Origin of the sequence: Oryzibacillus soli (assembly GCF_051594765.1) — a bacterium.
In the GTDB taxonomy this organism is placed as follows: Bacteria; Bacillota; Bacilli; order Paenibacillales; family NBRC-103111; genus Paenibacillus_AR.
The window spans coordinates 1-8,314 of record NZ_JBPPGJ010000038.1; the positions used below are offsets into that span (position 1 = coordinate 1).

The following is an 8,314-nucleotide window of genomic DNA, read 5'->3' on the forward strand; positions in this document are numbered from 1 at the left end:
TAACGGATTCAAGTTTACGAATAAAGGGCTGGCCCTCCAGGCCAAAGCACAGGCGGGAACCGAACTGCAGTTTACCCGGGTCGGCATCGGGGATGGAAGCCTGGGTGCGCAGCAGGTGGTCAATCTGAACACGCTGGTGAGTCAGAAGATGAGCCTTCCGATCACGAAGCTGAAGCCCCAAACAGGCGGGAAGGCAGTGGTTGGCTTCAGCTTTACGAATCAAAGCGTGTCGGCGGGGTTCTATTTCCGGGAAATCGGCCTCTTCGCGCAGGATCCGCAGGACGGCGAGATCCTCTACTGCTACGCCAATGCTGGCAGCGGGGCGGAATTTATTGCGGCGGGCGGCGGGGCGGAGGTAATCGAGAAAGCCATCGACATCATCGCCATCGTGGGCAGCGCATCGAGCGTCACCGCGACGATCAATTCCTCTCTGGTGTACGCAAGCCAGCAGGATCTGACCGATCATAAGACGGCTGCCACTTTGGACCATCCGGATGGTTCGGTAACCACCGCGAAGCTCGCCGCCAAGGCGGTAACAAGCGCCAAGCTCGCCGATGGGGCGGCCACGGATACGGTGATCGGGAACCGTACCGCAGACCAAACCCAGGTCCCATCCAGTAATGTCGGGCTGGTTACGCAATTCATCTCCTGGTTCACGAACCGGTTAAAGGCCATCATGGGGACGACGAATTGGTACGACACGCCGCCTACGACGTTGACTGCGGCCAACACGCATATGAGCGCGACAATCGGCATCCACGGCGCGACTTCTACGGCAACTGTTAATGCGATAGCTCAGAGGGACGGAGCCGGACGCATGAAAGTGGCCGCGCCGGCTGCGAGCGATGACGCGGCTACAAAGGGGTATGCGGATGGTTTGATGACAACCCATACCAGCGCAATCGACCCGCATCCGCAGTATTGGAGCACGAGCGAGATCCGGATCAACAACGGCGTGCCGGAATTTCTGATAGATGGGGTGTGGAAGCCAGTGGGCATGGGTGTTTATGCAATCTCAGATACTGTTCAAGAGCAAAGCGCAACAGAGTGGACGATTAGTCAGACAGCATCCTCTCGATTGGTTTATATCTTCCATCCTAAAACAACCGGTGAAATTCTTATTGAGTACGATATCAGAGGAGATAATAATGGAAGTGGCTCTGTTACTTACTTTACTGCACTTACTCCTGGATTTAATGCGGCTTCGAGCGGCGCTAATGCAAGTGTGAACTACCCTTATATTGACGGGATTAATTTCAGTCCTATGGATTCTAGGACTGTTCTTGGCACAGCACTTGCTATTCCGGGTGGCTTTATTGGTATAACTCTAGGCAACAGAGGGACAAGCCAAGCCTACTTGACTCAAACTTGCCGGCTTAAGATAAACTCTGTTACTCCAATCTACTTTGTAGTCACAAATGAAGCAGCTGCGGCAGCAGGTGTATATAACGTTGCAGGTGTGAAAAATTTCAAGATCAAATACGACATTAAGTAAGGAGGCCGGATATGATAGCGATCCTGTACGATGAATTAACAAGGCGGCATATGGGTTTCTTTCCAGACTACACACCTGAAACGGTCCTTCACTGCCCGTTCGTTCTTGTGGAAGATGTCGCTGAGATTCCACAGGAGTTATTGCAATCGAAGGTAAACTCTTACTATATTCTGGAGGTCGACGGTGATAAACTGGTCGGCTTCACGGAGATTACGCTCCCACCTCCGCCTGCTGATCCCACTGCAGACGAGAGAATCAGCCAGCTGGAAGCAGAAAACGCAACATTGAAGACCCAGGTCAACGAGCTCACCGTCCTGGTGGGCGACTTGATCTTGATGGGAGGCGTCTCAGGATGAGCTTCTGGGCCACTTACGTCTTGCTGAAAGAGGGACAAGGCATATCGCGGAGCACCACACTTGATCTGATCGAGACGAAATTCGGTTTGGCGAAGCGCACGGAGATTGAGAACGAGATACATGGAAACCAGGAGTAGCAGAGCAAGGCCCCGGAGCCGATCCGGGGCTTATTTTATGCCTAAACGGGCGGGAGGGGAGGCAGGACGATGGACTTTTCCGTCATCGCGGCCGGCATTGCGGCTGCGGCCGCTGTCAGCGGGATCTTCTTGGGTTGGAATGGTCGGAATAGGGCGCTGAAAACGGAGATCAAGCAGGAGGCTGTCACGGGGGCATCCCTTCGGTTGGATATGGACTACATCAAGCGAGGTGTGGATGACATCAAATTCGAGCAGCGGGCGCAGGGGAAACGGATCGACGAACTTTCCGAACGTGTTACGAGGGTTGAGGAGTCTTCCAAGCAAGCACATAAACGAATCGACCGACTGGACTCGGTCAAGGAGGAGTAATCATGCAGACGATTATGGATGCAGTACAGCCGTATGTTGCGACCATCGTACAAGCCTTGGTCGGGCTCCTCGTGCTCGTCGTCCTGGCCGGGATCGCGCAGCTGAAGACGAAGGTGTTGGCCTTCCTGGAATCCCGCACGTCGGCGGCGCAGCGGGAGACCCTGCACAAGCTGGCTGCGGAAGCCTACGCATACGTGGAGCGGCAATATGCGGGGACTGGAGAGGCGAAGCTGAACGCAGCAGTCCAGTACGTTATAGACCGGCTGGATCTGAAGAAATGGGGCATCGATACGGACGACGTGACGGCCGCGATCGAGAAGGCCTGGGCAGAGCTCGACACGAAGAATCGGGGCGGTTCGAATGGGTAAGGTATACGTTTCTGCAGAGCAGCTTACGGCATTCGGCTGGCGTGACGACTCCACTCTGGCTGATCTGAACGCTGCCTTGGAGCAGTACGATATTACGACGCCTTCCAGAATCGCCCATTTCATTTCCCAGTGTGGACATGAGTCCGGCATGGGGCGCTGGACAAAGGAGCTTGCCGATGGCACCGCCTATGAAACGCGGACAGATTTGGGGAACACGCCGGAGATAGACGGAGATGGTCCCAGGTATCGTGGAGCTGGTTTTATCCAGCTAACGGGCCGGTCCAATTACCAGCGGTTTGCTAATTACATCGGTGATCCCCGGGTGATGGAGGGCGTCGATTATGTTGCGGCCGAATACCCGTGGATGAGTGCCGGATTTTGGTGGATGAACAACGGAATGAATCGTTTGGTAGATAGCGGAGCTACCGTCGAACAGATCACATACCGGGTAAACGGCGGATACAACGGTTTGAGTGAACGTCGACGCTTATATGAGCGCTGGATAAATCAGAGACAAAGGGAGGATGCAGAGATGCAAGAAGCAATAGAAGCATTGATGCAGCAGAACGCGCAGCTGCAGAGCACCATGCAGGCGCTGGCCAATCGGTTGGCGGATCTAGAGCATCTAGCGCAGTTGCCGGCCATTCCGGACTGGGCACAGGATGCGGTGGAATCCGCGGTGGCTAAGGGGCTGGTCGACTCCCCGGAAGGCGGGAGCTTTGACTTTTACCGGTTCGTGACCATTTTGAAACGGAAGGGGATAATCTGAAATGGGGAAAAAGCCTGAAGCTGTAAAGATAACAGGGAATAATGCGAAAGGGAATGAGACTCTCACAATAAACAGCGGTACGGCAGTCGGTTTAGCATCTATACCTTCTGGTGCAACCCAGGTGCTGATCACCACCGAAACGGAAGATATCCGTTATTGGATCGACGGTTCATTACCGACGGCTTTTGCTGGTCACCTGGTTGTTGCCGGCAGCATGATTGAATTGGATACGTCAGACCAATTAACGAAATTCAAAGCCATTGCAGTTAGTGGAACGGCTACGCTGCAAATTAGCTATTTCTAAGGGGAGGGGATTCGCGTGCCGAGAATCATACCGCCGCCATGGTCAAATGAATCTGCACAGCCCAAAGGTGCTGTTATATACTCACGGGCCGTTTATGATATTGCCCAGCGCATTCCGAGGGATGCTTTTACTCGGGCTAGAAGCCAAATTAAGTCTACTGGCGTACTCAGGGTCGCTTTCGTCGGGGATAGCATTACCGAAGAAATGGACCAGATCAACGCAAAGCCGTCGGATGGGTACCCGTCTCGGTTCACTGCGATGTTGAAGCAGGCCCTGCCTAATGTAACGATCACGGTTGGTAACTTTGGCTTGTCCGGCCGGGAGATTGGACAATTTGTAAGTTCCACCTACACTGGCATGGCGTCTCCCGAAGTGATCGCTACCGGTTTCTACCGTGTTGCACCGTGGGGAGATGGCAGCGGCTCTATCCTAGGGAAATCCTGGAGCGATCATGTGAAAGATTTTGCGCCTGATCTCATCATCGTTGCTTTCGGCATGAATGGGCCCGGCTATGATGTGGCCAGTAATGTCGATGAATCGTTTAAGAGTAACCTAAAAACCATTATCGATAACATTGCAGCTTGGCCTTCAAATCCGAGCGTTGTGGTGGTTCCTGTGTTCCTTCCTACCACAAACACCACGTTATACAGCCAAGGTCAATTGAAAACAAATGCGGTAGCGAGAGCGGCACGAGAATATGGCTATGAACGAAAGGTCGCGGTGGCTGACGTAAACCGTCTGTACCGGATCTTACGGGATGGCGTGGACGAGGAGCTCCGATACTTTGAGCAAGAGAAGAATTTCGACAACTGGAACGCGTTCGGTGCATGGACGTCGAGCGGGTATACGGTATCTGGGGCGATGGCTACAGCATCGACGTCTGGGACTCCATTCATTCAGAGGAAACGAAGCTTCTACAACGGTTTTTTGGATTTCGAAATGAACATCCCCGGATACGGTGCCACATATGCTCAGTGGATCGACGTGCGTAGGAACTCCAAAACAGGGGAACGTATCACGTACATCGTAACTCCAAGCAGCGCTGCTGGGGCGAACGATGGTAGTATCTTACTGTATACTAGCGACACCGGCAGTGCTATCGCGCTCATTACCACCCTTGATCTCCAGCCTGGCGTTTGGCAGAGGTTTAGATTCGAGGCGGTGGGGCCATATCATAAAGCTTACATTAACGGGACGTTAAAACTGTCTCATACAACGTACAAGAAACTGATCGAGGGAGAAACTCGCGTTGCAGCGGTTAACAGCGGCGGTGGATCGAGCATCCGCAACATGGTTATCGGTTACCACGAGCCGACCAGGTGCAGGCCGATATTTAACGAGCTGGAATTGCTTGGTCCCGCTAATAGCTATCTCTCGGGTAATGCAATTAACCACCCCTCGGGTTTTGGTCATGCCATGTTTTATTTGCCTGCATTTTACGGTGTGGTAGAGGCGTTAAGCGACATTAGCAACACGGAAGCAAACACGGTTGAGTCCCAGTACGCTTACGGGCCAATCAAGATGACCGGCACCGGACAGTTCTTATGGGCGGCGCCTGACTCAGCTGCTTATCCTGTCACCACAACGAGCGGGGACAAGATATGGTATACGGTGTATCCAGCGGATCCAACCGGTAGTAACAACCTAACTCAGTTCCGGAAAACGGACACTGGCGAGTTCTTGACCCGCAACATGACGGTTACTTCAGCTAGTACCAAAGCTAATCTGGTCAATTTGGTACCTGGTCAATTTGCAAGGTATGATAATCTGTTATTTATTGCGTTCCCAACCGCCTCCGGAACACCGCCATTAACCTACGAGTTGTGGCAATATAAGACCCCGGCCAAGACGTAAAATGTTCGTATTCAAACAGGCTCCCGGCTCCAGCCGGGGGCTTTTTCTGTTTTCTGGACTCTGCTATAATAGGGACAAATCCGGAAGCACCGGTCAACTTATAGTAGAGGACCGGTGATCGTTTTGTTCAAAAAAGGTGACGTACTGAAAAGCCCTGCCGACTTCGACAATGCCATGCTGTTCGGAATTCTGGTAGAGGTATGGCAACGAGGGGAACTCCTGGACTACGGCAGCCGTATCACGAAGCACACAGAGTCGGCGGTGTTCCTGGATGATGCGGAGGGTTACTTCTTGAAGGCGACGTGCCAGTTTAAGGTGAGATAAAGGGAGGGGATGCATCGATGACGACAGCCATTATTATCTTGCTGAGCATTTCTCTTGTATGTTCGGTTGTAACAGCCGTATTTAATTATAAGACCTTGAAACTGATGAAGGGCAAATGATTAATGGCTCCTGTGGTGAATAACCTGCAGGGGCTTTTCTTTTTTCAAGGAACAGATATATGTAAAGGCCGGTCATGCACGACCAGCTCGAGGCGGAATTCCGCGACCATCACCGGCGGCCGCCGGCTAGGTTTCGGCCCAGATCCGCTCCAGGGCCTCTTCAGGCGGTCAATTTCGTTTCTTAACTTCGTCATTCAGCTTCTTTGCGTTACGGTAGGAGGAAAAACTAACCGCCAGTACGATTAGCGCAATTACCAGGATGGCATACCACATTCCATTGACCTCCTTGATATGTGATGAAACGTCATCTATACTATGAGTAGGAGGGGCGTTACAGCGCCCCAGCCTACTTCTTGATTTTAGCCCTCGATGCTAACCGCTGTCACGGTTGGCATCTTTCTTTTTTTCTGCCAACTCTCGGTTGATCTTTGCTGTCTCGTTATTGAGCTTGGCGGCTCTCAGTGTTAAGAGCGCTGATGTAAGTACGATGAGTCCGGTTAACCAATCCATTGTATCACCTCCTCTCTATACCATAATTATACAACGTTAAACGTTAAATGTCAACGTTAATCGATTATTTAATGATGCATTTTGCGTTGAAAATAAACGAAAAGCGGTGTATATTGTGGTGGAGGGAGGGGAATCAAGTGCTGAAACTTAGACTCCGTGAAATAATGTTCGAAAAGCGCTGGAATGCAAAGCAGCTTAGTGAAGCGACCGGCATCCGCTGGAACAGTATCGATGATATGATGGAAAACCGTTCCAAGCGATGGTCAGTCGAGAATCTGGAGAAGGTCATGGAAGTGCTAGGAATAGAGCGAGTAGAGGACCTGATCGTATACGAAAAAGAGCAGGAGGGATAATCCTCGCTGCTCTTTTTTTGCCTATTGAATAAGAACGTCCGTTCGTGTATATATTTATATACGAGGAGGGGTGGCCATGGAGGAGAAGAAGTGGCAAAAATACGTCAACTCCAGCGCAACCGTTGACGAGCTGACCATGATTCGTGACTACGTCTTGTTGACTCATATGCAGACCATGATCCTTCATGCCATCGAGGAGATCGAGTACTCCCGGGATCTGCTCAAGCAGCTGCAGGTGGAGACGTCCCAGGCTTTGTTAAAGAAGATCGATACGGATTATTACACGATCCGCGTGGAGCTCAAACGGCGTGGCATCAAGCTGCATGAATCAGAAGAGAGCCAATCGGAGTCCGGCGTCATGTATTATCCGTTCGTCTGCCGCGGCTATTCTGATCGGTTTGGGATCATGCGCGAGGTCGCCAAGGCCGAGATCAGCGTCCGGTTGGCCCGGTATATGCGGGATCTATTGACCCCCTGCTTTGGCTCCCCACAGCATTAACTTTTATATGGGGACATGCAATATTAGGCATCTCCCGCGCATACGCTAATAGCGAGCGTGGCTTTAGCCCGCCGCCGCCGGAGCGATGGCCACCCGTGGGAAGATTCAGGTGGTGCATTACGACACGTATTACAAATCCCAAAAATCAGAGGCCCGGACGGAAGGATCGACTTCCCGAAGGGCCTTTAATATTTTCTGCATGGTTGTTCCGCTTGGAATATACTCCGGATCCCCACACGCCCAGGTAATCGTATTTCTCCCCAGACCACTCCTCTTAATGAGCCATTCCTGCTTAATCCCCCTGTAATCGATCCACTTTCCTAATTTGGTCCGCGGTTTTCCCAACCCCATGATCTATCACCTCTACCACCAGCATGGACAAGGTGAGTAATTTTTAAGCAAGCTATGTTAAAAAAGTAAGCATTTTGGACAAACGCTGCCCCGTATCCTTGTAACACATTCGACTTACGGAGGTGTTGCTGATGCAGCGCAAGGGTATTTCATGCCGGTTCCGCAAGCAACTGGACGCCGATCTTATAGCAGCTACTGCCGCCCTCTCCGATGGTGAACTCTCTGAGCTGGCCCGCAACGGGCTACGACTCATGCTCGGGATCCGAAAGGCGCCGGCGGTGGAGATTCGGGAACGGCCGCTGACCGTTCCGGAGGCAAAAGAAAAGACGGCTGCCGTCCCCCTGACCGGGAAACCCGCCGTCTTCATTCCGAATCAAAGGCCAAAGGTGTAAGCAATTTGTGCCGCTGCGAAGAAGGCGGCCGCCGCCAGGAACCACATGTGATTCACGCTCCTTTTGATTCATTCTCTCCACAAGGCGGAGGTGTTATGCCGGTGTTATCGACCG

General features: G+C 52.2%; 14 protein-coding genes. 12 read left to right on the forward strand and 2 right to left on the reverse strand.

The genetic code is table 11. The features are described from left to right. The 9 genes from ACSEXW_RS27535 to ACSEXW_RS27575 all read left to right on the forward strand — a co-directional run. The coding region (locus tag ACSEXW_RS27535) for a phage tail-collar fiber domain-containing protein (protein ID WP_438449389.1) at nt 1–1,495 on the forward strand (1,495 nt) is incomplete at its 5' end. Between the two features lie 11 nt (nt 1,496–1,506). Next, a complete protein-coding gene (locus ACSEXW_RS27540) occupies nt 1,507–1,851 on the forward strand; it encodes a hypothetical protein (protein ID WP_438449390.1) in 345 nt (114 codons plus the stop codon). Beyond that, nucleotides 1,848–1,988: a hypothetical protein gene (locus tag ACSEXW_RS27545; protein WP_438449391.1), complete on the forward strand. Its 141-nt coding sequence runs from the start codon at nt 1,848–1,850 to the stop codon at nt 1,986–1,988. Before ACSEXW_RS27540 ends, ACSEXW_RS27545 begins: the two co-directional genes overlap by 4 nt. A gap of 69 nt (nt 1,989–2,057) precedes the next feature. Then, a complete protein-coding gene (locus tag ACSEXW_RS27550) occupies nt 2,058–2,357 on the forward strand; it encodes a hypothetical protein (RefSeq protein WP_438449392.1) in 300 nt (99 codons plus the stop codon). 2 nt (nt 2,358–2,359) lie between these two features. Next, the gene (locus ACSEXW_RS27555) at nt 2,360–2,725 is read left to right on the forward strand and encodes a phage holin (RefSeq protein WP_438449393.1); all 366 of its coding nucleotides are present in this window, start codon (nt 2,360–2,362) and stop codon (nt 2,723–2,725) included. Further along, nucleotides 2,718–3,494 (forward strand): glycoside hydrolase family 19 protein, encoded by a 777-nt coding sequence (locus ACSEXW_RS27560; RefSeq protein ID WP_438449394.1) that lies wholly within the window; start codon nt 2,718–2,720, stop codon nt 3,492–3,494. Before ACSEXW_RS27555 ends, ACSEXW_RS27560 begins: the two co-directional genes overlap by 8 nt. 1 nt (nt 3,495) lies before the next feature. After that, nucleotides 3,496–3,798 (forward strand): hypothetical protein, encoded by a 303-nt coding sequence (locus tag ACSEXW_RS27565; RefSeq protein ID WP_438449395.1) that lies wholly within the window; start codon nt 3,496–3,498, stop codon nt 3,796–3,798. 15 nt (nt 3,799–3,813) lie between these two features. Next, the gene (locus ACSEXW_RS27570; RefSeq protein WP_438449396.1) at nt 3,814–5,652 is read left to right on the forward strand and encodes a GDSL-type esterase/lipase family protein; all 1,839 of its coding nucleotides are present in this window, start codon (nt 3,814–3,816) and stop codon (nt 5,650–5,652) included. Between the two features lie 123 nt (nt 5,653–5,775). Then, the gene (locus tag ACSEXW_RS27575) at nt 5,776–5,976 is read left to right on the forward strand and encodes a hypothetical protein (protein WP_438449397.1); all 201 of its coding nucleotides are present in this window, start codon (nt 5,776–5,778) and stop codon (nt 5,974–5,976) included. Between the two features lie 491 nt (nt 5,977–6,467). On the opposite strand, the gene ACSEXW_RS27580 is transcribed toward ACSEXW_RS27575, so the two are convergent. Continuing rightward, entirely contained in the window at nt 6,468–6,605 is a 138-nt protein-coding gene (locus ACSEXW_RS27580; RefSeq protein WP_438449398.1) for a hypothetical protein, read from the reverse strand. 137 nt (nt 6,606–6,742) lie between these two features. On the opposite strand from ACSEXW_RS27580, the gene ACSEXW_RS27585 reads away from it, so the two are divergent. Both ACSEXW_RS27585 and ACSEXW_RS27590 read left to right on the forward strand, forming a co-directional pair. Then, complete coding sequence (locus tag ACSEXW_RS27585; RefSeq protein WP_438449399.1) at nt 6,743–6,958, forward strand: helix-turn-helix domain-containing protein; 216 nt, start codon at nt 6,743–6,745, stop codon at nt 6,956–6,958. 76 nt (nt 6,959–7,034) lie between these two features. Beyond that, nucleotides 7,035–7,457 (forward strand): YhjD family protein, encoded by a 423-nt coding sequence (locus ACSEXW_RS27590; RefSeq protein ID WP_438449400.1) that lies wholly within the window; start codon nt 7,035–7,037, stop codon nt 7,455–7,457. A gap of 129 nt (nt 7,458–7,586) precedes the next feature. Here the strand turns inward: ACSEXW_RS27590 and ACSEXW_RS27595 are convergent, their stop codons facing one another. Continuing rightward, nucleotides 7,587–7,811 (reverse strand): XRE family transcriptional regulator, encoded by a 225-nt coding sequence (locus ACSEXW_RS27595; protein ID WP_438449402.1) that lies wholly within the window; start codon nt 7,809–7,811, stop codon nt 7,587–7,589. A gap of 128 nt (nt 7,812–7,939) precedes the next feature. Here ACSEXW_RS27595 and ACSEXW_RS27600 point away from each other — a divergent pair, with 128 nt between their 5' ends. Next, nucleotides 7,940–8,200, forward strand: a complete 261-nt coding sequence (locus ACSEXW_RS27600) for a hypothetical protein (protein ID WP_438449401.1) — start codon at nt 7,940–7,942, stop codon at nt 8,198–8,200. Nucleotides 8,201–8,314: the final 114 nt, after the last annotated feature.

Excerpts from the sequence above, each read along its gene's own strand:
- ACSEXW_RS27540 (WP_438449390.1), top strand. The coding sequence starts at position 1,507 with ATGATAGCGATCCTGTACGATGAATTAACAAGGCGGCATATGGGTTTC.
- ACSEXW_RS27545 (WP_438449391.1), top strand. The coding sequence starts at position 1,848 with ATGAGCTTCTGGGCCACTTACGTCTTGCTGAAAGAGGGACAAGGCATA.
- ACSEXW_RS27550 (WP_438449392.1), top strand. The coding sequence starts at position 2,058 with ATGGACTTTTCCGTCATCGCGGCCGGCATTGCGGCTGCGGCCGCTGTC.
- ACSEXW_RS27555 (WP_438449393.1), top strand. The coding sequence starts at position 2,360 with ATGCAGACGATTATGGATGCAGTACAGCCGTATGTTGCGACCATCGTA.
- ACSEXW_RS27560 (WP_438449394.1), top strand. The coding sequence starts at position 2,718 with ATGGGTAAGGTATACGTTTCTGCAGAGCAGCTTACGGCATTCGGCTGG.
- ACSEXW_RS27565 (WP_438449395.1), top strand. The coding sequence starts at position 3,496 with ATGGGGAAAAAGCCTGAAGCTGTAAAGATAACAGGGAATAATGCGAAA.
- ACSEXW_RS27580 (WP_438449398.1), bottom strand. The coding sequence starts at position 6,605 with ATGGATTGGTTAACCGGACTCATCGTACTTACATCAGCGCTCTTAACA.
- ACSEXW_RS27590 (WP_438449400.1), top strand. The coding sequence starts at position 7,035 with ATGGAGGAGAAGAAGTGGCAAAAATACGTCAACTCCAGCGCAACCGTT.
- ACSEXW_RS27600 (WP_438449401.1), top strand. The coding sequence starts at position 7,940 with ATGCAGCGCAAGGGTATTTCATGCCGGTTCCGCAAGCAACTGGACGCC.